This window comes from Gardnerella sp. Marseille-Q9691 (assembly GCF_046507715.1).
In the GTDB taxonomy this organism is placed as follows: Bacteria; Actinomycetota; Actinomycetes; order Actinomycetales; family Bifidobacteriaceae; genus Bifidobacterium; species Bifidobacterium greenwoodii.
The window spans coordinates 92,261-115,733 of the sequence record NZ_JBKFXI010000002.1 but is presented as its reverse complement, the minus strand read 5'-3'; the positions used below and the strand labels follow the sequence as shown (position 1 = coordinate 115,733).

Annotated in this window: 20 protein-coding genes, 1 tRNA gene and 1 riboswitch; of the genes, 16 read left to right on the top strand and 5 right to left on the bottom strand. The window is 48.4% G+C overall.

Going from position 1 to position 23,473, the window contains the following annotated elements; translation table 11 throughout:
- Positions 1-300: 300 nt before the first annotated feature.
- Together lysS and ACLD6A_RS04025 are read left to right on the top strand one after the other, a co-directional pair.
- Positions 301-1,986: a lysine--tRNA ligase gene (gene lysS / locus ACLD6A_RS04030; protein ID WP_410313668.1), complete on the top strand. Its 1,686-nt coding sequence runs from the start codon at positions 301-303 to the stop codon at positions 1,984-1,986.
- Positions 1,987-2,202: 216 nt separating this feature from the next.
- A complete protein-coding gene (locus tag ACLD6A_RS04025) occupies positions 2,203-2,943 on the top strand; it encodes a phosphoglyceromutase (RefSeq protein WP_004128801.1) in 741 nt (246 codons plus the stop codon).
- A 471-nt stretch (positions 2,944-3,414) separates the two neighbouring features.
- On the opposite strand, the gene phoU is transcribed toward ACLD6A_RS04025, so the two are convergent.
- On the bottom strand, positions 3,415-4,095 hold the full coding sequence (phoU, locus tag ACLD6A_RS04020) for a phosphate signaling complex protein PhoU (RefSeq protein ID WP_410313667.1): 681 nt from the start codon (positions 4,093-4,095) through the stop codon (positions 3,415-3,417).
- 162 nt (positions 4,096-4,257) lie between these two features.
- On the opposite strand from phoU, the gene ACLD6A_RS04015 reads away from it, so the two are divergent.
- Positions 4,258-5,568, top strand: a complete 1,311-nt coding sequence (locus ACLD6A_RS04015; RefSeq protein ID WP_410313666.1) for a sensor histidine kinase — start codon at positions 4,258-4,260, stop codon at positions 5,566-5,568.
- Positions 5,569-5,634: 66 nt separating this feature from the next.
- Here the strand turns inward: ACLD6A_RS04015 and ACLD6A_RS04010 are convergent, their stop codons facing one another.
- The gene (locus ACLD6A_RS04010; RefSeq protein ID WP_019260793.1) at positions 5,635-5,889 is read right to left on the bottom strand and encodes a DUF2530 domain-containing protein; all 255 of its coding nucleotides are present in this window, start codon (positions 5,887-5,889) and stop codon (positions 5,635-5,637) included.
- 221 nt (positions 5,890-6,110) lie between these two features.
- Here ACLD6A_RS04010 and ACLD6A_RS04005 point away from each other — a divergent pair, with 221 nt between their 5' ends.
- The 3 genes from ACLD6A_RS04005 to ACLD6A_RS03995 all read left to right on the top strand — a co-directional run bounded on the left by ACLD6A_RS04005 (position 6,111) and on the right by ACLD6A_RS03995 (position 9,440).
- Positions 6,111-7,388, top strand: a complete 1,278-nt coding sequence (locus ACLD6A_RS04005) for a CHAP domain-containing protein (protein WP_019260794.1) — start codon at positions 6,111-6,113, stop codon at positions 7,386-7,388.
- Positions 7,389-7,510: 122 nt separating this feature from the next.
- Positions 7,511-8,227 carry a C40 family peptidase gene (locus ACLD6A_RS04000; protein ID WP_004134487.1) on the top strand — a complete coding sequence of 239 codons (717 nt, stop codon included), beginning with the start codon at positions 7,511-7,513 and terminating at the stop codon, positions 8,225-8,227.
- Positions 8,228-8,414: 187 nt separating this feature from the next.
- On the top strand, positions 8,415-9,440 hold the full coding sequence (locus ACLD6A_RS03995; RefSeq protein WP_004128790.1) for a universal stress protein: 1,026 nt from the start codon (positions 8,415-8,417) through the stop codon (positions 9,438-9,440).
- Between the two features lie 386 nt (positions 9,441-9,826).
- Here ACLD6A_RS03995 and ACLD6A_RS03990 read toward each other — a convergent pair whose 3' ends face one another.
- Positions 9,827-11,128 carry a glycosyltransferase gene (locus ACLD6A_RS03990; protein WP_410313665.1) on the bottom strand — a complete coding sequence of 434 codons (1,302 nt, stop codon included), beginning with the start codon at positions 11,126-11,128 and terminating at the stop codon, positions 9,827-9,829.
- A 170-nt stretch (positions 11,129-11,298) separates the two neighbouring features.
- Positions 11,299-11,718: an OsmC family protein gene (locus tag ACLD6A_RS03985; protein WP_375169039.1), complete on the bottom strand. Its 420-nt coding sequence runs from the start codon at positions 11,716-11,718 to the stop codon at positions 11,299-11,301.
- Positions 11,719-11,815: 97 nt separating this feature from the next.
- Between ACLD6A_RS03985 and ACLD6A_RS03980 the strand changes: the two genes are divergently transcribed.
- The 9 genes from ACLD6A_RS03980 (at position 11,816) to ACLD6A_RS03940 (ending at position 21,085) form a co-directional block, all read left to right on the top strand.
- On the top strand, positions 11,816-12,688 hold the full coding sequence (locus tag ACLD6A_RS03980) for a thymidylate synthase (protein WP_116793839.1): 873 nt from the start codon (positions 11,816-11,818) through the stop codon (positions 12,686-12,688).
- A gap of 64 nt (positions 12,689-12,752) precedes the next feature.
- Positions 12,753-13,418 carry a dihydrofolate reductase gene (locus ACLD6A_RS03975; RefSeq protein WP_410313664.1) on the top strand — a complete coding sequence of 222 codons (666 nt, stop codon included), beginning with the start codon at positions 12,753-12,755 and terminating at the stop codon, positions 13,416-13,418.
- Between the two features lie 78 nt (positions 13,419-13,496).
- Positions 13,497-14,045, top strand: coding sequence for a low molecular weight protein-tyrosine-phosphatase (locus ACLD6A_RS03970; protein ID WP_410313663.1), 549 nt, complete (start codon positions 13,497-13,499; stop codon positions 14,043-14,045).
- 92 nt (positions 14,046-14,137) lie between these two features.
- The gene (locus ACLD6A_RS03965; RefSeq protein WP_410313662.1) at positions 14,138-15,505 is read left to right on the top strand and encodes a dipeptidase; all 1,368 of its coding nucleotides are present in this window, start codon (positions 14,138-14,140) and stop codon (positions 15,503-15,505) included.
- A gap of 52 nt (positions 15,506-15,557) precedes the next feature.
- The gene (locus tag ACLD6A_RS03960; protein ID WP_004134501.1) at positions 15,558-16,211 is read left to right on the top strand and encodes a DUF3043 domain-containing protein; all 654 of its coding nucleotides are present in this window, start codon (positions 15,558-15,560) and stop codon (positions 16,209-16,211) included.
- A 137-nt stretch (positions 16,212-16,348) separates the two neighbouring features.
- Positions 16,349-17,191, top strand: coding sequence for a DUF4191 domain-containing protein (locus ACLD6A_RS03955; RefSeq protein ID WP_410313661.1), 843 nt, complete (start codon positions 16,349-16,351; stop codon positions 17,189-17,191).
- A gap of 89 nt (positions 17,192-17,280) precedes the next feature.
- Positions 17,281-17,397, top strand: a riboswitch (TPP riboswitch).
- Between the two features lie 93 nt (positions 17,398-17,490).
- A complete protein-coding gene (locus ACLD6A_RS03950; protein WP_004134507.1) occupies positions 17,491-18,099 on the top strand; it encodes an ECF transporter S component in 609 nt (202 codons plus the stop codon).
- 54 nt (positions 18,100-18,153) lie between these two features.
- Positions 18,154-20,940, top strand: coding sequence for an ATP-binding cassette domain-containing protein (locus tag ACLD6A_RS03945; RefSeq protein ID WP_410313660.1), 2,787 nt, complete (start codon positions 18,154-18,156; stop codon positions 20,938-20,940).
- 72 nt (positions 20,941-21,012) lie between these two features.
- Positions 21,013-21,085 (top strand) — tRNA-Arg (locus ACLD6A_RS03940).
- A gap of 11 nt (positions 21,086-21,096) precedes the next feature.
- Here the strand turns inward: ACLD6A_RS03940 and ACLD6A_RS03935 are convergent.
- Entirely contained in the window at positions 21,097-21,384 is a 288-nt protein-coding gene (locus ACLD6A_RS03935) for a type II toxin-antitoxin system RelB/DinJ family antitoxin (protein ID WP_410313659.1), read from the bottom strand.
- 675 nt (positions 21,385-22,059) lie between these two features.
- Between ACLD6A_RS03935 and ACLD6A_RS03930 the strand changes: the two genes are divergently transcribed.
- Positions 22,060-23,118 carry an ORF6N domain-containing protein gene (locus tag ACLD6A_RS03930; RefSeq protein WP_246904369.1) on the top strand — a complete coding sequence of 353 codons (1,059 nt, stop codon included), beginning with the start codon at positions 22,060-22,062 and terminating at the stop codon, positions 23,116-23,118.
- Positions 23,119-23,473: the final 355 nt, after the last annotated feature.

Sequence of the window (23,473 nt, the reverse complement as noted above, 5' to 3'; positions counted from 1 at the left end):
AAAAATTCGCTTGTGTCATTTTGCGGCTGCATTCACTATGCATTCGCCCTGCGCACGCAACGAGCACACCGCAATATTTGCAAAATTATCCTACTTTTCGTAAATAATTTTGTATATCTTAATAAAATAATAAAAATTTTTACTAAAAAAGCATTTTTCTTTCGAAAACAGAAAAATATAAATATTTCTACAAAAACGCGCGTTTTCTGCAAAAATGGTCGGTCGAATCAAGATAATAGCACAATAAAACCTACTCAAAACGCTTACATCTGTATTACCTACTGGCTACAATAAGCGTTTATGACTGACACCAATACTGCAATGTCTGCCGCGCAAAACGCCGCAGAAAACGAAGCAACAGATACCACCACAGATATCGCCAACGAAATCGACACCGTTGAGCACGCCGAAATGCTGCTCGCGCAAGACGAGGCAATCGCCAAGCGCGTAAACGAAGGCGCAACTCTGGACGAAGCAATCGACCCAAGCAATAAAGAGTTTGGCCCGCTTGCGCACCCGGAGCAGGTGCAGATGCGCGTTGCTAAGCGTGCGATGCTTCTTAAGGAAGGCGTGCAGCCTTACCCGGTGCATCTTAACGTTACGGATACTATCGAGCAGGTTCGTAAGCAGTTCGACGGCAAACTTGAAGCCGGCGAAGAAACCGATACCGAGGTTGGTATTGCAGGTCGCGTGCTTTTCTTGCGTAACGCTGGCGGCTTGTGCTTCGTTAAGCTTTCTGCCGGTGACGGCACTACGATTCAGGCCATGGTTTCCAAGAAGGAAATTGGTGAGGAGTCCATTAAAAGCTTTAAGCAGATGGTTGATTTGGGCGACCACCTTTACGTTCGCGGTCGCGTGATTTCGTCTAAGACCGGTGAGCTTTCTGTATTTGCAACCGAGTGGGCGATTGCAGCTAAGGCTTTGCAGCCGCTTCCGGCTTTGCACAAGGAATTAAGCGACGATACTCGCACGCGCAAGCCTTATATTGGCATGATTGCGGACGAGAAGATTCGCGATATGGTTCGCAGGCGTTCTCACGCTGTGGCTTCTCTTCGCCGCACTTTTGACGCTCACGACTTCTTGGAAGTTGAAACCCCAATGTTGCAGACGGTTCACGGCGGCGCTGCTGCTCGTCCGTTCACAACTCATATGAACGCTTTTGACATTGATCTTTATTTGCGTATTGCTCCAGAACTTTTCTTGAAGCGCTGCTTGGTTGGTGGCATTGACCGCGTGTTTGAAATCAACCGCGACTTTAGAAACGAAGGCGTGGACGCAACTCACGCCCCAGAGTTTACAATGCTCGAAGCCTACCAGGCTTACGGCACTTATGATACGATTGGCGCTCTTACTAAGGAGCTGATTCAGAAGGCTGCTATCGACGCTTTCGGCTCTACCAAGGTGACTTTGCTTAACGGCGAAGAGTACGATTTTGGCGGAGAGTGGAAGCAGATTACAATGTACGGCTCGCTTTCCGAAGCTTTGGGCGAGGAGATTACGCCGGAAACTTCCGTTGAGCATTTGGGTGCGATTGCAGACAAGCTTGGCGTTGAGCGCGACGACGTGGAGAATCACGGCAAGTTGGTTGAGCACTTGTGGGAGCACTTCTACGAGGATAAGCTTTACGAGCCAACCTTTGTGCGCGACTTCCCGGTTGAGACCAGCCCGCTTGTTAAGGGTCACCGCACGAAGCCTGGCATGGTTGAAAAGTGGGATTTGTACGTGCGCGGCTTTGAGCTTGCAACCGGCTATTCCGAGCTTAACGATCCTGTTGTGCAGCGCGAGCGTTTTGTGGCTCAGGCTAAGGATGCTTTGGCTGGCGATGTTGAGGCTATGGATATTGACGAGGACTTCATTGAGGCTCTAGGCGTTGGTATGCCTCCTGCTGGCGGCATGGGCATGGGTATTGATCGCTTGCTGATTGCTCTTACGGGCGCTACTATTCGCGAGACGATTACATTCCCACTTGTGAAGCCTCTTCGCTAGTTGGTAAATTTTAAGGGATATAAAGCCGTTGGATGTTGTTTAGCATTCGGCGGCTTTTTTGTATGCGATGAGGTTGCTGCGTAGTGCTCCAAACATGAGAGCATCGTCTCGCGTTTGGAGGGTTTGGTGTGGTGTATCGCTCCAAACGCGCGCGACTTTTCTCACATTTGGAGCGTTTAGGTCTGTCGTCGTAAGGCGTGAATAAACTAGGCAATTATGACATACAAATTAGTATTGCTCCGACATGGTCAGAGCGCATGGAATAAGACCAATCAGTTCACTGGTTGGGTTGATGTACCGCTGACTGAGCAGGGTGTTGAGGAAGCTAAGCATGGTGGCGAGCTTCTTAAGGAGAAGAACGTTCTTCCAGACATCGTGTTCACTTCTTTGCTTCGTCGCGCTATCAACACCGCGAATTACGCGCTTGATGCCGCCGACCGCCTTTGGATTCCAGTTCGCCGCAGCTGGCGTTTGAACGAGCGTCACTATGGCGCTTTGCAAGGCAAGAACAAGTCTGAGATTCGTCAGGAATATGGCGATGAAAAGTTCATGATTTGGCGTCGTTCTTACGCAACTCCACCTCCTGAGATCGATCCAAACGACGAGTATTCTCAGACTAACGATCCTCGTTACGCAGGCGATCCAGTTCCAGAAACTGAGGCTTTGGCAAACGTTGTAACTCGCGTAACTCCTTACTGGGAGTCGGATATTATTCCTGAGCTTAAGTCTGGCAAGACTGTAATGATTGCAGCTCACGGCAACAGCTTGCGCGCAATCGTTAAGATGCTCGACGGTTTGAGCGAGGAAGAGATTTCCAAGGTGAATATTCCAACCGCTATTCCGCTGCTTTACGAATTGGATGAAAACTTCAAGCCAATCAAGCCTCGCGGTGAGTATTTGGATCCAGAAGCTGCTGCTGCCGGCGCTGCCGCTGTGGCTGCTCAGGGCCAGAAGTGAGCTTAAGTCGAGCTTAAGTCGAGCTTAGTTAAGACTTAGGAAGGCTTAGTTAATACTTAGCGAAAAATTAAAAAGAAAATTTAAGAAAATATTATAAAAGTACTTGCGTAATATTAAATGGCATCGTATACTTATAAATATCTTCTTTCTAATTTCTCTATCGGGTGAATTTGTTGCGTATTGCAAATTCACCCGTTTCTTTTTTATTTACGATTGAGCGTATCCGCAATATTCTAGGAATTTTTATACGCCCCCCCCCCCTAATAAGTATTGAATGAATAATAATTTAGTTTTTAGATATAGGGGATTGGGGCTGCTACTAAATATAGTGGTATTGCATTGTATAAATATTAATCTTGCATAGTTAATATACGCTGCTTATATTCACAGCTTAATCCGCGCCACTCAACGCACGCTCAACTCGTCACTTAACGCACAACTTAACGCACGCTCAACGCGCCAAAATCAGCACTACGCAATCACAGTGTCTTTATCTGGCTCAGGCTTCTTTGTTGGATCAAATCCCGAAACAATAAACACAATCTGCCTTGCAACAGCAACGCTGTGGTCGCCAATGCGCTCAATAAAGCGGCTCAGCAGCACAACGTCAATCAGCTGCCTGCGCGTGCCGTGCCAATTTTCACCTTCAACAAGCGCAAAAATCTCCTCATGCAGCTTGTCTAACGCGTCATCTCCAGCAATAATGGTTTCCGCCATTTTTACGTCGCGATTAGCAACCATGGTAGTTAATCGCCCTGAAAGCTCGTGCAAAAAGTCAATCATCGCAATAATTGTTTCGCGCGCTTCTTGCGGAATAGCGGACTCTGGCCAAGTTCGCCTAGTGATTTGCGCAATATGACTAGTTAAATCGCCCATGCGCTCGAAAGTTGCCGCCAAACGCATAGTAGCCACAACTTCGCGCAAGTCCGTTGCAACAGGGTTTTGGCGCGCGAGCAAAGTTAAGCACTGATCAATAGTGCTGGCTTCCAAAGCGTCCAAATCCGCGTCTTTGTCAATAACTGTTTGCGCAGATTCCAAATCCGCATTCACAAGCGCGCTTCCCGCGTCGTTCATAGCTTTCGACACAAGTTCCGCCATGCGTTCGAGGTTTGCAGATACGGCCTTCATTTCTTCGTTGAAAATCACTCGCATGGTGCATCCTTTCGTTGTTGCAATAAGCTTTATGTGTGCATCCTTTCTAATTATAGACGACGCTAGTAACGAAGCGACCAAAACTCTACAGCGCTGTAAAGTTTATGCTGCTTTTTATTTGCGGAAGTTACCAAAGTGCGCAAAATATGAGATTATAATAGTATGCCTGATTCTTCAGCCGTAGTGTTTATTGCGTTTGGCGTGCTCTCGCTTTGCGTTGTGCTTGCGTTATGCGTTTTTGCGCTGGATTGGTTCTCGCCGTTGTGGCGTTTTTTGGTGCGCGCGTTTAAAAGATTTAATATTGCGCGCGGCTTAACTTCTGCTCCTGCTTACGATTCTTTCGATTCAGATTTCGATTCCGATTTAGATTCAAATCTCAACTCAAATCTCAACTCAGGCCGCGAATCCGAAAATCTTGCCGATTTAGACGACTTAAGTTCGGACGCGTCTCAAGTTTTAGCAATGCTGAACATGCCGACTGTTGTAATCGACTCCGAAAATGACGTTATTCGCGCAAGTTCCGAAGCTTATTTGCTGGGCGTTGTTATTGACGATTCACTCTGCCAGCCGCGCGTGCTTCAAGCGGTTAATTCCGTTCGCGCTTCCGGTGGATTTGAGCGTCTTTCTTTGGTTACTTCAACTCCGGAGCGTTATAAAATTGCGGATAATTCCGAAGAATCTACTACGATTTCGCGCCCAAACTGGCTAAATATTACGGTAGGTAGCGTTGGCGGCGGTATGGTTGTGTTGATTATTGAGGACACGAGTGCGGCTCATCGTTTTGCGCAAACTCGAGACGACTTTATTGCAAACGTTTCTGATCAGCTAATAAATTCCACGCGCAGCTTAACTCAACTTACTAAAGTTTTGCAGGAAGATAACGTTTCTACGCAAAAAGTTAAGGAAATAGCGAAAATCGCAAATAAATCTTCCACAAAACTAGAGCACATGCTTGAAGATTTACTGTGGCTTGTTCGTGCGCAAAATCCTATTGACGTAAATGCGTCTAAATTGCTGTCGGTTGCAGATTTGCTTGAGTCGGTTAAAAATCAGACTGACTCTTTTGCTCAGAATTGCGGCGTTTTGCTTAAGATAAAGGCCGATTCTTCTTTGCGCGTGCGCGGTGACGGAGATCAGATTAAAGCCGCGATTTGTAAGTTGATTGAAAACGCGATTACGTATTCGCCGGAAAATGCTACGGTTTCAATATCTGCCGCGCCTTCTTCGGATGGTCGTTACGCTGTAATTCGCGTGGTTGATAGGGGCGTTGGCATTGATTTAGAAGATCAGTCGCGCATTTTTGAGCGTTTTTACCGCGCGCAAAATCAGAATAATAAAAGTCAGGATGGCGTTGGCTTGGGGCTTGCAATTGCTAAGCATGTGGCACTTACGCATCACGGAAATATTACATTGTGGAGCAGGCCGGGGCAGGGGACTACAGTTAGTTTTGCTGTGCCGATTGCGAATAATTAAGTTTCGTTGATAATTAAATTTGCGAATAATTAAGTCCAGCGAATAATTAAGTCCAGTGAATATAAGCTATTTTCCGAGCCGGCGATAATCCCAGCGGTCAAAATGCTCCCAAATTAAAAGCAGAATGCCAATAATCATTCCGCTTGCGCAAACTAGCGCAGGAAACCAAGTAGTGATATGCAAAAGCGCAATAATAAACGTAACTACTGTTGCAATAATCCACGCTATCGTGCCTATAGAAAAAACCTTGCGTAAATCGACGCGAAGTGGCTTTGGCGCGGGCTTTCTGGCGTCTGGATTAACTATAGGTGCTAATTTCATACTCTAACCATACAACTGAGTCGAGTCTAAAAAATTATGCAGCGCGATTGCGCTTGTGATTACGCACGCGATTGCGCACGCGATTCCAATAAGTGTTTCTTACATCCGCGCCACGTTGTAACCTTAAATAGATGTGTCGGTGGAAGGCGTGCGTTGGGTGTCGCTAAATCCACAATGTTCACATCATTTACAGGCAAAGTTTACGTAAGAAAGTGATTCGTATGAAGCGTGCTGCACATGGTGCTCCGAAAGCAAAGGGGCGTAGCTATTCGCCGCTTTCGCTTTTTGTAGCACAGCATGGTGAGCATGGTGCGCATGGTTCGCACAGTGAGCATACTTCTTCGCATGATTCTTCGTATACTTCTTCGAATAGCCCTCGCACTTCGCGCGGCGCTCACGGCCTTCATGGCGCGCGTTCTTACCAAACTAATCGCAATAGTGAGCGTTTGACTGCGCTCGCAGCAAGCAATGGTGCTGTTGTTGAGGTTTCGGATGCTGTTGCCGAGCGTTTGCAAGAGATTATGCCGCAAAGCCGTCGCGAAATCAGGTTGTCTAGGCTTGCTAATGAGCGTCGTCGTCGCTTGCTTATTTCAACTTCTATGCTTGCTATGATTGGCGCTGTTGCGGCAACAATGTCGCTTACAAAAATTAATACTTTTGATTCTCGCGCAGCCGAGCTTGAGCATGGCATAACTAGCGTGGACGATTCTTCGGCTTTGAACGTGTCTCGCTCTAGCCAGCGCACTTCGCTTGATTCGCCAGATTCTATGGATGCAATCAATAACGCTGTTGACGCTATTGAAAACGCTAGTGGCTCAGACTCCGGCGATGCTTCACATGCAGCTCATGCTGCACACGCTGCACACGCTGATTATTCTGCAAATACTAATAATTCCGGCGCTTATGCTTCTTCGGGAATTTCCGGCGTTTTGGGTATTTCAACTGCAAGAAACGCAGCAAATTCGCATCCTGGAACCGCTTCTGTAACGTCTTCTAAGTCGGATTCTTGGAAGCTGGGCGCGGATTCGGGCTTTAATATTGCGGAAATGTCTCGTTCTGCTGCAGATAATCCGCAAGTCGCTTTGCTTATGGATAAAGACTTTGACGTATTGCCAAAGGGCTTTAATCCAAATCATGCAACTGGAGATACCGGTAACGCGTATGAGTTCAGCCAGTGCACTTGGTGGGTGTATGTGCGTCGTCATCAGCTTGGTTTGCCTGTTGGCTCGCATTTTGGCAACGGAAATATGTGGGCTGATTCCGCGCGCGGACTCGGTTATTGGGTTGATCGCACACCTCGCCACGTTGGAGATGTTATGGTTTTCCGCGCTGGTCAGGCTGGTTCGGATCCGTTCTACGGGCATGTTGCAATTGTTGAGAAGATTAATCCAGACGGTTCGATTGAAACCTCGGAATCTGGCGCTTCTTTGCACGGAAAAACATTCTCTCGTAAGTTTGATGCAAAGCAGCTTTCTCAGTATCAATTCATTCACTACTAAAGTATTGATTGCCAATCTTTGCTGCCAATCTTTATTATTTATCTATTGCTAATCGCTTATAAAAAGCGCGGAATTATGCGCCAAACTCGCATGTAACAGCGTAGTGTTAGACTTCTAAAAGTATGTTAAATCACAGTAAGATTTTTTCAGTTATTGCATCAGCAGTCACTGCAGCTTCAATGCTTGCTGTTATGGCTCCAATGGCCATGGCAGAGTCTTCGCATGTGTCAGAGCAGGCGGCTGTTACTTCAACGCGCTCATTCCCAAAGATGTCGAGCGTGCGCCGAGATCTTTTGACTGAATCTACCTCTACTGATGTAGATTCCAACTCCCATTGGGGTGGAATTGAAAGCTTAAACGTTCCTCAAACTAAAACTCCTAGCGAACTTGCCGCCGCTGCCGCGCGAAACGCTTATGAAGCTGCAGCAAGCCGTTCTGAGTACCGTGGTGGCGTTCAGCCTGTTCAGCAGGCTAATATTGTGCCGCCAAATGGTAAGTCTGTTGAGGCTTTGCTTAATTTCGCTACGCAATTCTTAGGTAAGGTTCCGTATCGCAGTGGCGGTACAACTCCTGCTGGTTGGGATTGCTCCGGCTTTGTGCAGTACGTTTTTGCGGCTGTTGGCGTTTCTTTGCCTCGTACTTCTGGTGCGCAGGCAACTGTTGGAACTCCAATCCCAAGCCTTGATCAAGCTCAGCCGGGCGATATTATTGCCAACGGTCAGCATGCTTCTATTTATGTTGGTAACGGAATGGTAATTAATTCCCAGCTTGCCGGCACTAAGTACGACCCAATCCGCTACGTTTTCCCTGCTGGATACTCTATTCGTCGCGTCTTGTAGTTATATATCTCGTTTTGTAGTTATATATCTCGTCTTGTAATTGTATTGCGTTTTGCGAGTATATAGCGTTTTGTGAGTGTATATCGCAAAACTTGCGAGCAATCAATCTAAAATTACGCTACAATAGTAAATACGTTTGCGCACGAGTGACGCTGCTGCCACAAGTGCCCGTATGAGGAGGTTGGTGATGATTCCCGAAAAAGCTGTTCTGGTTGGAGTTGATGGCTCTCACGCGAGTTATAAGGCAGTTTGGTGGGCGGCAAACTACGCAAAACATGCAGGCTTGCAGTTGCAAATTGTTTGCGCGTATTCTTTGCCGAGCTATGCGGCGGTTTCGTTTGATGCTACTTATACTGCGATTGGTGACGATAACGCGGCTCATCACGATGCGCAAGAAATTCTTTCAAAAGCCAAGGCTGTGGCGCTCGAGCAGGGCGTTGACGCAACTACTCTGATTGTTACTGGAGACCCTTCGTCGGTTTTCGTGGAGCTTTCGCGAAATTATCAGCTTATTGTGATTGGTAACCGCGGTAAAGGCGGCTTGGCGGAGCGTCTGCTTGGAACGACTAGCTCTTCGCTGCCGGCGTACGCGTACTGCCCGATTGTGGTTGTGCCTTACACGGACGACGATGGTCAGCGAATCCACTTAAATAACACGATTTCGCGCGTGGCTGTTGGTTCGGACGAATCGAAGTGGGGTCTTAAAGCGCTGGAAATTGCCGCTAATTTGGCAGATAGCTGGAATGCTGAGCTGGATGTTATTTCCGCGGTTCCAAGCGTGCAGGGCGCTGAGGGAGACACTGCAGTTATGGGATCTTATATGGAAGATCTTGAGGAGCGCGTGAAGCCTATTTTGCAAGGTTTGCCTGATTTGAAGATTCACCGCACTGTTGTGCCTGGTTCTGCTGTTGATGCGCTAACTCAGGCGAGCTTGAATCATGATCTTGTGGTTGTTGGTTCGCGCGGACGCGGCGGTTTTACTGGACTTTTGCTTGGTTCGATTAGCCAGGGCTTGCTGCAGCATTCTTCGAGGCCTGTGTACGTTGTGCCTAGAAAGTATGTGGAATTTAGCGCGGCTCAGGTTGCCGAGGCTCAAAAGCAGAGCGAGAATGCGTCTATTGACGATATTTCTGGCGTGCATGAGGTTGATGTTCCAAAGGCTGGGGCAGAAGCGGCCAAGGAGATTGAGCAGACGATCGATCCGCTGCGTTAATACAACGACCTGCTTGAGCGATGAATTACTAGCGTTGACTTGCTTTCTGCGCGAGTGTCTCATTTTGCCCATTTTGTGACACTGGTGCAGATGAGTTACTGCGTTATTGTCTCTGTTTGGTTGTTTTCGGACATTCGTGCAGATTGCGTACTGCGTTAGGGTCTCATTTTGCTTATTTTGGGACATTCGTGCAGTACTATTACTGCGCGCGTGTCTGAAGACCGGCGTAGTGAAACATTTGCCGTGTATTTTTACTGGCGTTTGTTGTCGGTTTTGCTGAAGCTGACCACATTTGCCGGGGATTTTACCCCACATTTGGAGGGTTTGGGGCTGTGTGACGCTCCAAACGCGGGGAATCCATCTCGCATTTGGAGGGTGCGAGTTGTCTAGTCTTGCGGCTCTTGCGGCTCTTTAGACTCCGCCTCAGTATTTTCGCGCTTTTTTAGCATAAAACGTGCGCGCCTTGCGTCTCGCTTCGCCTTCTTTTCGGCGAGCTCCTTTTTATTCATCTCAATTGCGCGCTCGTAAATCTTAAGCAGCTCAAGCGCTTGGCTCTTAAAATCGTTATTCTTCGAATACTCGAGCACGTTTGCCTTAAGCTGAGCCTGCTCAGCCTCGCTCATATTCAAAACCTTGCTAAAAACTGCCTTAAAATCTTCGCGAGTATCCCACTGATACCCGTTTTGGCCGCTAATAATCTGATTTTCGTTCGGCACATCGTGCTTCACAAGCGCAAACAGTCCGGAAGCCATTGCTTCGAGCATAGAAAGCGAGTGCATTTCGGAAAGCGAGGCGGTTGTGTAGTAGTCCATCGCGTGCAAATACTTAGGAATTTCCGTGTGCGAAATAGGTCCGAGAAGGCAGATTCTATCGTCAAAACCGTTAGAAGCTACGCGCTCGCGCAACGATTCCAAATCCGGGCCGCCGCCAATCACAAATAATCGCGCTTTTTCGCGAGGAAAATCGCAATACATAAAGTTGTCAATAAGCTCGGAAATATTTTTCTCAGCACCAATTCTGCCGACGAAAACGAAAAGCTTAGTCGAGTCCGAAACGCCGTATTTTTCGCGGAAAGATTTGCGGAAGGCGAGTCGTTCAGGAGTCGGCAAAAACTGCTTGTATTCCACGGCATTGTTTAGCACAACAACTTTTTTATCTACCTTCTGTCGGTCAATATAAGCCTGCGCTTTAGCCGACATACTCGTAATAATTGTGGCATTTTTCGAGAATCGCATAAAATATTTCGCCGAAAGGTTGCGCGAAAACTCAGTAAAATGCTTCAAACCAATATAAAACAGGAATTTATCGTATTCCGTGTGAAGCGTGTAAATAACAGGAATATGCTCTTTTTTCGCAACTTCCAAGCCTATTTCGCCAATTCCGAACTCGTTTTGAATATGAATAACGTCCGGCTTAAATTTAAGCGGCAACTGCTTTCGCATGTGACCAATCGGAAGCGCCACGCGGTATTTGTAAAGCTTTTTTAGCAAGATTCCAGGAACATAGACGACGCCGTCTTCAAGCTTGGTTTTGCGCTGTTTTTCGGAGCCGACCGTGACCACAAGCACCTCGTGACCAAGCTCTTCGTACATTTTTTTGAGCATGTAGGACTGTGTTGCAACGCCATTTATGTACGGTGGATACGTTTCGGTAAAAATAGCGATTTTCAAAGTTTCCTCCGGTTGCATACATGCATGCGTAGCGTCAATATTGCGCAAGTATCTTGTGTACTCAATTCGCGTACTCAATTGGTGTATTCAATTGTGCCACATGTGGTGAATTTTAGGGTGATTTTAGGGTGATTTTAGCGCGATTTTAGCGTGATGTTAGCGTGATTTTTCGCGATTTTTGGCTTATTTTATCGGCGAACTGTAACGTTTACGCTTACTTTAGCCCCATTTTCGAGCGTATGTTTAACCGTGCAACCCCTAGTAATATGACGTTCCATGCGCTCTTTAAGTGCGGCCGCGTCTTCCTCGCTTAGCGCAGGTTTTGCCGAAGTTGTATCGAGCGTAACGTCTTCTTGAAAACGCAAGTACGCTCCTTCTTCCGCATCATACGTGCCGTTTACCACGACTCGCGCTCCAGCACCCTCGCCAACCGCCTGCTCAGCCGCATACTGGCTGCTAAGAGCGGTGCAACCGGCCAAAGCAATCTGCATCAGCTCAACAGGGTTGAACATGCCTTCGCCGCGACCAAACTTAAGGCTTGTGCCGTCCTCGCTTTTTGCTTCCCAAGTGCCGTCTTCGTTGCGCTCTACCCATAATCTTCTAGACATTTTTGCTCCTTTGCTACTGTTTGTTCTAACTATTTTACGCTAGATTGTTACCGCCACGACAGCACGATTCTTACCGTGCAATTGTTACCATTGAATCATGGCTTTAACAGAAGAAGAACTCGCCGCAATTCGCGCGCGCATCCCACAAAAACCGATTTCCAGCATCCCAACTCCTTACGAGGATTTAGTGCGAAAAATCCTTACGGAAGGCACTCTAAAATCAGATCGCACCGGCACTGGCACAATCTCACTTTTTGGCCAGCAAATCCGCTTTGATATTAGTAAATACTTCCCGCTTATCACCACAAAAACCGTGTTTTTCAAAGGACTTGCGTACGAGTTGCTTTGGTTCCTTAAAGGTTCGAGTAACGTGCGCTGGTTGCAAGAAAATGGCGTTCATATTTGGGACGAGTGGGCGGATGAAAACGGCGATTTAGGCCCGGTTTACGGCGTTCAGTGGAGGAGTTGGCCGGCTCCTACTGCGGAAAATCCAAATCGCACGATTGACCAAATCGCGAATGTGCTGGATCTTATGAAAAATCACCCGGATTCTCGCCGAATGATTGTTAGCGCTTGGAATCCTGCGGAAGTTGAGCATATGGCGTTGCCACCTTGCCACTCGCTTTTCCAATTCTATGTTGCCGACGGCAAGCTTTCGTGCCAGCTTTACCAGCGCTCGTGCGACATGTTCCTCGGCGTGCCGTTTAACATTGCGTCTTACTCGCTTTTGACGATGATGATGGCTCAGCAGGCAGGTTTGGAGCCTGGCGAGTTTGTGTGGACGGGCGGCGATTGCCATATTTACGACAATCACGTTGAGCAGGTGCTTGAGCAGCTTTCGCGTGAGCCATACCCGTATCCGCAGCTTGAAATTCGTAAAGCGGATTCGATTTTTGACTACGATTACAGCGATTTTAAGGTTGTTGATTACCAGCATCATCCGACGATTAAAGCGCCGGTTGCGGTGTGATAATTGCGAATTATTTTGCTTGATTGAGCTTGATTCGGCTTGATTTAGTTTTTAGGGGGCGAAAATGAAAAATAGCGTAAGTGCGCTGAATAATTTTCCGGTGCGACTTATTTGGGGCGAGGCTTTCGGTTTGGACGGCAGGCCAGGAGCTATGGGCGTGAACGGCGGTATGCCGTGGCGACTTTCCCCGGATTTGCGCTATTTTAAGGCGATGACAATCGGCTGCCCTGTGATTATGGGCCGCGGTACGTGGGATGCAATGCCTCCGAAATTCCGTCCGTTGCCGGGCCGCGAAAATATTGTGGTTACGCATAATCCGGATTTTGTGGCAGATGGAGCGTGTAGTTTTACTAGCATTGATGCGGCTTTGGATTATGCGCGAGAATGGCTGGAAAATAAGGAAGCGCTTGAAAATAAGGAAAGCGAATCTCAAGACGTATCTCAGGACTCGCCTCAAGATTCCCCTCAAGACGGCCCCGCAATCTGGGTTATTGGCGGCGCTGCGATTTTGCGCGAAATGCTTGCGAATTATCACGCGGACGCAGCTTACGTTACGCAAATCGAAGCGAAAGTTGCGGCAGACACCTTTGCTCCGAATATCCATGAGCTAGTTGATGCAGGAAAATGGCGTGTTGCGCGCGAAGGCGAGTTTGAGGAAGCGCCGCTTAAAGTTGGTAGCGAAAGCAATCCTGCACGATACCGGTTTATGGTATATGCGCCTTTGCAGTAAACGAAATTGCAAAATAAAAAATCGCAAAATAAACGAAAAACCCAAAAATAAACGAGACAGCAAAATAAACGAGGAAGCATGACTGAAGAATCAAGCAAAATCAAGGTCGACGCGCGTCACCCATACACTGTTATGACGGTTTGCACTGGCAATATTTGCCGCTCGCCAATGGCAGAAATCGTATTGCGCAACGAGTTTCAGTTGAGGGGATTGGGCGACGTTGTTGCAGTGCGTTCCAGCGGAGTTAGCGACGAAGAGTACGGAAATCCGATTGACCGTCGCGCACAGCGTGAGCTTACGAAACGTGGGTATAGGATTCCGGCGTCGCATTTTGCGCATCGAATTGATGCGGATGAGATTGCGGAAACGAACCTGTTTTTGCCGATGACGGCTTCGCATATGCACTCACTTTTGCGGCTGATTCCTGCGCAAAAGCGCGAGTTGGTGCATATGTATCGCACGTTTGATCCGTCGCTTCCGAAGCCGCAGCCTGGTCGCGAGATGCTGCTTGATTTGGCAGATCCGTGGTACGGCGGTCCGCACGAGTTTGAGGTTGCGATGGATCAGGTTGAACAGTGCGCGCCTTACATAGTCGATTGGGTTGAAAGTAGAATCGCGCGCGCTTAGCATATGATTTGCGAATATAGTTTATAAGTATAATTTAGATATAGTTTTGTAAGTATAAATTACTGCTCTGCTACTTTTATTTGGGAGGATTTATGGCAGGTTTGGCTGTTGAAGACGTGCGCGCTCGCGTGCAAGACGTTTGGAATGACGTAGTTTCCGTGTTGAATAAGAAGATTTCGCTTGCGGCTGTGTCTGCTAAGGGCATTGCCGGCGAGCATATGCAAAAGTCCGCGCAATACGTGGCTGGGGTATTGCGTGAGGTTGGTATTGACGCGCGCGTCGAGCAGTCCACGAATCCGGACGGCACTCCTGGAGCTTTCGAAGTTGTGGGCTCTCGCATCGTAAACCCAAGCGCGCCAACGGTTTTGCTGTACGCTCATCACGATGTGCAGCCTGTTCCAGACCCATCCGAGTGGGAAACCAACCCATTTGAAGGCACAGAGCGCGACGGTCGTCTCTACGGCCGTGGATCTGCCGACGACGGCGGCGGAATCGCAATCCACTACGGAGCTTTGTGCGCACTAAGCGACGATTTGCGCGTAAATATTAAAGTTTTCATCGAAGGCGAAGAAGAAATGGGCTCGCCAAGCTTCATTCCTTTCATCGAGTCGCATAAAGCCGAATTTGAATCCGACGTAATCATCGTGGCCGACTCCGGCAACTGGTCAGCCGAAATCCCAAGTCTTACAACGAGTTTGCGCGGAAATACCGACGTAGACGTAAAAGTTAAAGTGCTTGGCCATCAAGTGCATTCCGGCCAGTTCGGCGGCCCAATTTTGGACGCTTACACGCTCGCTTCCATGCTTGTTGCTTCGCTTTATAACAAGGATGGCGACTTGGCAGTTCCTGGAATTGAAGCCCAGGAGCCGGTTGGCGGTTTGCAGCGCGATTTGGACGAAGCGCAGGTGCGTGCCGACGCTTCCGTGGTCGATTCTTACAAGCTTGCCGGCACCGGTTCTTTGGCAGCGCGCATGTGGACTAAGCCAAGCCTTACGGTAATCGGCATGGACGCGCACCCAGTTGAGGGCAGTTTTAATGTGATCGCGCACGAAACTAAGCTGCGTCTTTCGCTTCGTACCGCGCCTTCGCAGCGTCCGGAAGAAGCGCAAAAAGCTTTGTGTGACTTTTTGGTATCTCACGCGCCTTTTGGTGCGGAAGTTACTGTAGAGCCGATTGATAACGGCATGGGCTGGGCAATGGATCCGGATGCTGTTGCAACGAAGGATGCGCTCGCTTCCATGCGCGACGCTTTCGGCGTGGAGCCGGTAAATAAGGGCGAGGGCGGCTCGATTCCGTTTATTCCGGAACTTCAGCGCATCTTCCCGAAGGCGCAAGTGCTTGTGACTGGTCCGGAAGACCCTAAGTCTAATGCGCACAGCCCGAACGAGTCGATTTCGCTTTCTGGATTGCGCGGCAATATTGTGACCGAAGCTCTGCTTTTGGATCGATTGGCCGAGTAATTTCGTTTCTTCGCATCGTTCATGCGTCTAGTCTGTTGAGTAATCTGCAAACATGACATGGAATCCATTTGCAAAGAAAACCGCTGCTAACGAAGCTAAAGTCGGTGAGTCGGCTCAGCAAAAATCAGCCGAGAAATCAGCCGAGAAATCAGCCGAGAAAGCAGCTGTGAAATCCCGCGAAAAAAACGCGCCAACTCCTAAGCGCAACGCGGCTCAAGCGCAAAATCTTCGTCCGCTTGTTCCAGCTGATCGCAAGGCCAGCGCAAAGCAGGCTCGCGCTCGAATTAGGCAGCGCGAAAATATTCAGTACGAGGCAATGCGCACGGGTGATTTGGCGCATATGCCAAAGGTTGAGCAGCTTCCGTGGCGCGTGTATATTCGCGATTACGTGGACGCGCGCTTTAGCCTCGGCGAGTTTTTCGTGCCGTTTGCAATTGTGATTATGGTATGCCTGTTTGTGCTTTCGCGGTTTGTGATTGTGTACATTGCGCTCGCTGTGCTGCTGTACACGTATCTTTTTGCTTCCGTGATTGACATGTTTATTATGTGGCGCAAGTTGCGTAAGGAGCTTGTGCGTCGCTACGGCGATGTTGCGGTGTCGAAGCAGTCGCGTTCCGGCATGTATGCTTTCAGCCGCGCGATGCAGATGCGTCGCTGGCGTTTGCCGAAACCAAGTTCGCCAAAGCGCGGAAATTGGCCGAAGTAAGCTGAAGTTTAAGCAATATTGTTAGCGAAAGTAAGCGAAAGCAAGCAATATAGTAATCGCAAATTTATTAATATTTGCACAACCTACTATTATTATTTTGAATACTCAAAATAACGCGAATATCATGGGGTAAACGCATGGCACAAGGTAAATCACAAGACAAATCGCATAGCACGAATCAGTCGGGAAATAAATCCGCAAATAAGTCCGGAAATAAGATGGGCATGCAGGGCATGTTTTCGCAGATTATCCGCATTTATAAGTACACGCATCCTGACGATAAGCAGCTTCCACTGTGGCTGTCTGTGGCTTTTGCAGCGCCAATAGTTGTGGCTATTGTGCTTGGTTTGCTGCTGCGCTGGTCGATTTTTGCGTGGATTATGATGATTGTTACAGCGGTGATGGTTGGTTTGCTGCTGTTTACGGTTGTGCTTACGAAGCGCGCAGATAAGGTTGGTTACGCGAAGTTGGAAGGTCGCCCTGGGGCGGCGGCTGGAATTGTTTCGGCTATTAACAAGGGCGGATTTACCTTCCCGCAGCAGCCGGTGTGGGTGGATCCTCGTACGAAGGACGCGATTTGGCGCGGCACCGGTTTTAACGGAATCTTCCTTATTGGCGAGGGCAATTACGAGCGCTTGATGCACGCGATGGATCGCCAGGAGCACGCTATTAGAAGCGTTACGGCGGGATCTAATATACCTGTATACCGTATGGCTGTTGGTAATGGCGAAAACCAGGTGAAGCTTAAGGAGTTGCGCGGAAAAGTGTTGCGCGCCAAGACTTTGCAGCCGTCGAATCACAAGTTTGCGCTGCTTAATAAGATTCATCCAAACCGCCGATTCTTCCTTACTAAGACGGAGCTGGCGATTTTGAACGAGCGTTTGCGCACGTTGCAAAGCAAGAGCGGATTTGGAATTCCGAAGGGGATTGATCCGACGCGTCCGCAGCGCATAAGCCGTCGTGCGATGCGCGGTAAGTAAATTAAGTAAGTTAAGTAAGTTAAGTAAGTTAAGTAAGTTTTGGTGTTTTAGCCTTATTGTTGCGTGCGTCGACGCGGTGCCGTACAATCGTCAATCGACACGGGTGCTTTGCGCCGACGCGTTACTCGCGCCGCCAAAGCTGAGAGAAAACCGCTTGAACGTGAATCCGGGTAATACCGGCGCACGGAGGTCTGTTTTTCCCGTGCCTGAGAGCTGTTGCAAGGTTTCGTTGTAACGCAAAATATTGCATTGCGCACAATGTAACGCATTGCAACACAAAATAAGAAAGGCACATTTTTATGTCAGAAGAAAATTATCAGATTAACATGCAGTGGCGTGTTGCAGACATCGCAGTTGCTTCCGTAATTGGCGTTGTTTCTGCTTTTATTTACTGGATTGTTGCCATTTTTAGTGAGGTTCCATGGACTGCACTAAACAGCATTCTTCCAGGTTTTGCAGGTATTATTAACGGTCTTTGGCTCTTCGCTGCTCCTTTGGCAGCAGTAATCGTTCGCAAGCCAGGCGCTGCTATTTACGCTGAAGTCGTCGCTGGTGTGCTCGAAGCTTTGATGGGCAATCAGTGGGGTGGCGCTGCAACCTTCGGTATTGCAGTCTTCCAGGGCTTGTTCGCTGAAATTGCTTTCATTATTTTCGCTTACAAGAAGTGGAATTTGAGCACCATGGTTCTTTCCGGCGCTTTGACCGGCATCGGCTGCTGGGCTTACACCTTCCTCGATAAGTTGCAGGCTGTTAGCGTATTCGGCAAGTACGGTCTTCCATACTTCGTTAGCACCGTGGTTTCCGGCATTGTAATCGCAGGTGTTTTGATGTGGTTCTTGTATGTGGGAATCGCTAAGACCGGCGCGTTGGATCAGTTTGCGTCCGGTCGCGAAATCCGCGAAAAGTAACGAATAAAGTATTCGCAAAAATTAAAAATCTATCATTGCCATAAAGGATTTACTATGCCTGATGCTGTTAAATCGCAAGAATCTGAAACTTTCCTTCCATCAGCTTCAAGCGATTGCAATAGTGACAGCAGCGCTAATAGCGCTATCAGTAATGCAAGTGATAGCGCTAATAAAGCTAATAACGCTGAACTTCGTTTTGAGCATTGGGGTTATCGTCATGCTTCTCGTCGCGCTTTTGCTGTGCGCGGGTTGGACCTCACGATTAAGGCCGGAGAGCGCGTGTTGCTGCTGGGTGCGTCAGGCATTGGTAAATCCACGATTTTAAGCGGTGCGGCTGGTCTTATTGGCAATGATTTTGTGACGAAAAATAGCGCGAAAAATAGCGCAGATAGCGCAAAAAATAGCGCGAAATCTCAGCAAACCACTCTCGTCGAAGATGCCGATGGTGGTGTGAGCGAGGGTCGTGTTTTGGTTGACGGCGTGCCTGTTCGCCGCGCGCGAGGCAAGGTTGGGCTTGTTTTGCAGGATCCTGATGCGCAGGCGATTTTCCAGCGTTTGGGCGATAACGTTGCTTTTGGTCCGGAAAATATGAACGTTCCGCGCGAAGAGATTTGGGATCGTGTGCGCGAAAGTCTTAAAAAAGTTGGGTTGGATGGCTTGCAGTTGCATCGTTCAACTTCGCATCTAAGCGGCGGTCAGATGCAGCGTTTGGCGCTTGCTGGCGCGCTTGCTATGCAGCCGAGCGTTCTGCTTTTGGACGAGCCGACCGCGAATTTGGATCCGGACGGCACGCAGCAGATTGTGGGCGCTGTTCGCGCGGTTTTGGATTCTACGCGCGCCACGATGGTGCTTGTGGAGCATCACGCTGAGCCGTGGATTGAAATGATTGATCGCGTGGTGGTGCTTGGGCTTGAGAATGATGAGGATGCGAACGGAAATGCGAACGGAAAAGATGCGAACAGCGAAACCGTTCACAGCGAAACCGTTCACGACGACGATATTGCGCGCGCGGCTTCATCTCGCACGGTAATTGTGGCGGATGGCACGCCGGACGAGGTGTTTAATCGCACCGATTTGGACTTTGAAGATCTGGGTATTTGGCTTCCTGAGCGCTACAAGAAAAACGTAAAATCTTCCGAAAGTAAATCTTCCGAAACCTGCAATCCGTCAGAAGGCTACGGAGAAGTCCTGCTTTCTACGAAGGATCTCGCAATCAGCCACAGCAGCGAGCCGATTGCGCGTCACATCAATCTTGAGTTTAGAGCCGGGCAGATTACGGCTTTGGTCGGCGCGAACGGCACTGGAAAATCAACGCTTTCGCTAACTTTGGCGGGTCTTTTGCCGGCTGTAAGCGGCGAGGTTGTGGCGAGCGAGGCTCTTGCTAAAGGCGCGAACGGCGCGAATCCAATGAAGTGGAAGTCGCCGGATTTGGCGAAGCGAATTTCGTATGTTTTCCAAAATCCGGAGCATCAGTTTGCGTGCGGTTCGGTGCTGGACGAGGTTATGCTGGGTCCGCTTCGCACGGGAGTTCCGGCGGATGAGGCGCGCGCGAAGGCTCAGGAGCTGCTGAAGCGATTCCGTTTGGCGCGCTATGCGAACGCGAATCCGTACACGCTTTCGGGCGGCGAAAAGCGGCGATTGACTGTGGCGGCGTCGCTTGCTGCGGCTCCGCGCGTGCTGATTTTGGACGAGCCGACTTTCGGGCAGGATCGCAAAACTTGGCTGCAAATTATTCGCTTGATTGCAAGTTTGCGCGGCGAGGGCGTGAGCATTATTGTGGTGACTCACGACCGCGAGCTGGTTGAGGCGTTGGATGCGCGCTTAGTTGAGCTTGTGCCGGATGCGAAAACTGAAGGTGCTGAAGGTGCTGAATCTGAAGTGAGTACTGAAGGTGAAGTGAGTGCTGGAGCTGAAGTGAGTACTGAAGGTGAAGTGAGTGCTGGAGCTGCAGAATCTTCTGAATCTAGCGAATCTCCTGAGTCTTCCGAAGCTCTTTCCGCAACCACCGGCGCAACCGACATTTCGCAAATCAAAGTGAGCGCCGTCAATAATCGCAGCGAAAAGCCGAAACTTTCCAGCAGATCGCCGCTGATTGCGTCGATGAATCCGGTATTTCGTATTTTTGGAGCGTTCGCGGCTTCGATTCCGCTGATTTTTACGCTTGATTGCGTGTCGGCTTCGGTGGCGCTGGTGCTGGAATTTGCGATTTTCGCGTGCATCAAACTTACTCCGTGGCGCGTGATTTATCTTTCCTGGCCTGTGTGGGTGGGTGCGCCGACTTCCGCGCTAACCGTGCTGCTATACGGCAAAAGTGGCGGAAATACTTGGTTCCAGTGGTGGCTTATGCATGCCACGGACCGATCGGCGATGCTGGCCGTTGCTACCGCGCTTAGGATTTTGGCGATTGGTATTCCGTCGATTGTGATGGTGATTGGCATGGACGCCACAGATTTGGCGGATGCTTTTAGCCAGGTGTTGCATTTGCCGGATCGCTTCGTGTACGGCGGTTTGGCGGGAATTAGGCTTTTTGGAGTGCTGCAGGATGATTGGGCGGCACTGACGGCGTCGAGGCGTTCGCGCGGTTTGGGCGATGAGCATCGCGTGAGGGCGTTCTTCCCACAGTCGTTTGCGCTGCTTGTGCTTTCGATTCGACGTTCGACGACGCTTGCCACGGCTATGGAAGCGCGCGGTTTTGGGGGAGTTGGGGCGCGTTCGCACGCTCGCGTGAGCAGTGTGCATGCGCACGATTGGTGGATTTTTGCGGTTTGCCTGATTGTGCCGCTAATTGCGGTTGCGTCGGCGCTTTACTTCGGAACTTTCGCATTCCTCGGCGGCGCGTGATACCAGCGCTCCAAATGCGCGCGACTTTTCCCGCGTTGCATCCCCACTGGCGTGTATACTTTCTCGAGTCGCGGGCCTGTAGCTCAGTGGATAGAGCGTCTGCCTCCGGAGCAGAAGGTCGTGGGTTCGAATCCCATTAGGCCCACTTTTGATTTTCTACTTATCGTCGTAGTGGCCTCTGGGATTGTGTTCTTCGAGCTTGATGGTGCCATTTCTCACGCCGTCAATCTGCGATTTCAAATATGCTTGATTTGACGGTTCATAAAACGGGTCTAGCGAAAAATCTAGCGGTATCCTCTTTTCGCGACCGATCGTTTTAATAAACACGTTCAGAGCGGCGCTCATAGAGATTCCGAGCTCCTTGCAAACTCGTTCTGCGTTGAGTTTGTCTTCTTTCTTTGCTCGAAAGTTCACGTTTACTATATCTGTTGTTGCTGTAGTCATGCGTTATTCCTACTCTTATTCAAATTCTTATGGCGAATTCTGTACTTTTTGATTATCTGATTACATAATAATTATATACAATGTAACGTAAATGTAATTAATTATGCAAGCAATTGTTTATGATTTTCTTGCGCGACGACTGCTTGAGCGCTGCGATTTAGCGCGCGATGACTTGCTTTCTGCGCGAGTGTCTCATTTTGCTTGTTTTGAGACACTAGTGCAGATGAGTTACTGCGTTATTGTCTCTGTTTGGTTGTTTTCGGACATTCGTGCAGATTGCGTACTGCGTTAGGGTCTCATTTTGCTTGTTTTGAGACATTCGTGCAGTACTATTACTGCGCGAATGTCTGAAGACCGGCGTAGTGAAACATTTGCCGTGTTTTTTCTTTGGCATTTGTTGCTGGTTTTGGTCGGATTTGTGCGCGTAGGCGGCATAAACTGCTCACGCGCTTGCTGTTTTGGTCGCGCCTGTCTATTCCATGCTCTTTCTGTAGTGTTTTGTAGAATAGTTGCATATGCGCTGGTGCATTTAAGACGATGCGTTTATATGTGATTTGCGTGATTTAGTAATCGTGATTTGTTTCTGTGATTTGTTTCTGTAATTTTGGGGATTGTTAGAAGTTACGTTTTTGTTGCGCGGCGCTAGGTTCTACTTACATTTTTAGGAGGGGTTTTATGGTAGAGCAGAATAAAAATTTAATTATCGCGGATGCTAGAAGCGTGCCAGCTAAAGTGAGCGGATTCGCTAAAGCAAGCGTGCCATCTAAAGCGCTTATAGACGCTAAAACGATAAAAGAAAAGATATATAACATTCGCAATCAAAAAGTCATGCTTGATTTTGAGCTTGCTGAAATCTATGGGTATGAAACGAAAAATTTCAATAGACAGATTAAGAATAATATTGAGAAGTTTGAGGGCGAAGATTTTATGTTTCGGCTAACTGCTGACGAGTTCAAAAACTTGAGGTGCAAAAATTTCACCTCAAGTTGGGGTGGTTCTCGATATTTGCCTTATGCTTTTACGGAGCAGGGTATTTATATGCTCATGACTGTGTTAAGAGGTGATCTTGCTGTTAAACAGAGTAGGGCATTAGTTAGAACCTTTAAGCAAATGAAGGATTATATTGTTGAAAATAAGGATTTTATTGGCGCGAACGAGTTAGCTAAGCTGGCGATTCAAACAAACCAGAATACTAAAGATATAGCGGAAATAAAATCTCAAATGGCAACGAAGGAAGATTTTAATAAGGTAATGGATAATTTTATTAATCCAGATTCGTATAAGCATTTTCTTCTTATGGACGGCAATAAAATAGAAGCGGATCTTGCGTATTGCAAAATATATAAGTCAGCTAAGAAAAGCATTTACGTTGTTGATAATTATATTGGTCTTAAAACTTTGGAACTATTGCGATTTGCTGGTGAAGGGGTGGGAATCGTAGTTTTTAGTGATAATGCTAGGAATAAGAATATGCTTACGGAAAGTATGTTGAGTGATTTTGTAAGTGATTATCCTGGTGTTGATTTGAAGTTTAAGACTGCTGGTAGGAAGTATCACGATAGGTATGTGGTTATAGATTATGGGATGGATGATGAGGCTGTTTACGTTTGTGGTGCTTCGTCGAAAGATGCTGGCGGCAAAATTTCGACTATTACGCGGATAGAGTCTTTGAGTTTGGGCTTGTATCATGCGATGTTTGATGAGTTGTTAAAGAATCCTGAGTTGGAGTTTTAGCATTTTTGTGCGCGCGTAGGCGGCATAAACTACTCACGTTGGCGCGACGACTGCTTGAGCGCAGCACAGCGCGCGATGACTTGCTTTCTGCGTGAGTGTCTCATTTTGCCCATTTTGGGACACTGGTGCAGATGAGTTATTGCGCGCGTGTCTGACGACCAGTGTAGTGAAACATTTGCCGTGTATTTTTACTGGCGTTTGTGGTCGGTTTTGCGGATTTGGGAAACATTTGCCAGAGTATTCTACGGCGTTTGTTGTCGTTTTTGCCGAAGTTGACCACATTTGCCGTGTTTTTTCTACGGCGTTTGGAGGGTTGTGGCTGGTCTGGCGCTCCAAATGCGGGGAACTCTTCTCG